Annotated in this window: 1 protein-coding gene; it reads right to left on the bottom strand. The window is 53.3% G+C overall.

The features are described 5' to 3' along the window. A partial coding sequence (locus FFK22_RS41815) for a cupin-like domain-containing protein (protein WP_143957005.1) occupies window positions 1–970 on the bottom strand: 970 nt, incomplete at its 3' end. Window positions 971–1,216: the final 246 nt, after the last annotated feature.

The following is a 1,216-nucleotide window of genomic DNA, read 5'->3' as shown; positions in this document are numbered from 1 at the left end:
AGGCCAATTCGTCTAAGCGACTCTGTATCTCACGGCGTCGTCCTGCGGTTTCGGGTAGAGCGGACAGCGCCGCGATAAGCACCTGCTGCTCTTTCTTCTTGTCATTGATTGCGCGGCAACAAGAAATGATGTGCTCAAAGTAAGGAGTCTTGTCCTCCACGCCCGATACGCGCTGCAGGCTAGCTTCGCAAGCGGCAATGGATTCACGACAGGCCGCGTGCATTTGTTCCACTCGAACAGAGATTTCGCTCTGTGGCGGTCGTGCATGCGGATACTCGAAGAAATCACAGACCAGAATGCTCAATCCCGCTCCTGCAAACACTGTATGCCACCAATGAAGCGGTATAAAAATTGCCTCACCAGCGGTAAGCGTCGTCTCGAACACTTCCTCACGCATAGATTCAATTTCGTCTTCTTTGATAACGCGTCGCCCAAAATTCCACAGGGGGCTCATAACCGGCCCCGGATCCAACCGGGACGTTTCTGTTGGCGGAAACAATATGAAGTGACGGGTTCCAGCAATTTGATGAGAAATCGCTTCCAAGTGCGGATGATAGTGGAGCGCCGCCACGGATCTCGAACTCAGCATGATGGATAGGCTAGAAGGATGACTCCGGCTGTAACGCATCGGGCCGACGTCGGCCAATAAATCCGGGAATAAATTCTTGAGTGGCTGCTCCGCCAAGTAGGGATCGCCCCTGGCGGCATCGGGCAGCCGTGCAATATATTCACGCAATGTACTTTCGGCTCTAAGATAACTGTGCGCTGGAGGCTTCCGAGGATCGATGCTCCAGAGCTGGACGACCTGATCTCCACCGCTTCTGGCGAGATACTCGGAAGTCCATTTCGATATGGCAGGCCAATCGGATGCTGCGTCTTCCAAAACAACCGGCCGATTTTGTTCGACGTAATTCGTATAAAACTCTTCTCGAGAGAGTCCGGCAACACGCGGGATCTGTTGAAGACTCATAGCGGTCCCCTGCGTTAGCTGCAATTTCCGATTTGCATATCAGGCACAATCCATCTCGGAACAAGAACCCGAGCCGGACGAGAGCGAATATTATCGGCCGTGGATTGCCGATGCAACCTTGTGTCCAGGGATTGGATTATGGACTGCACCCCTTGGAGCGAGACAGCCGAGTCTAGCCCGGATATCTCAAAGGGGATAGGTGCATCGGGGCTTTGGATCTGAGAAAGTTGTCTGCGAGAACGACTT

It is taken from the genome of Mycobacterium sp. KBS0706 (genome assembly GCF_005938675.2).
In the GTDB taxonomy this organism is placed as follows: domain Bacteria; phylum Pseudomonadota; class Alphaproteobacteria; order DSM-16000; family Inquilinaceae; genus Inquilinus.
Note: the sequence above shows the minus strand (reverse complement) of the source record. Positions and strands in the feature narration are given on the sequence as shown.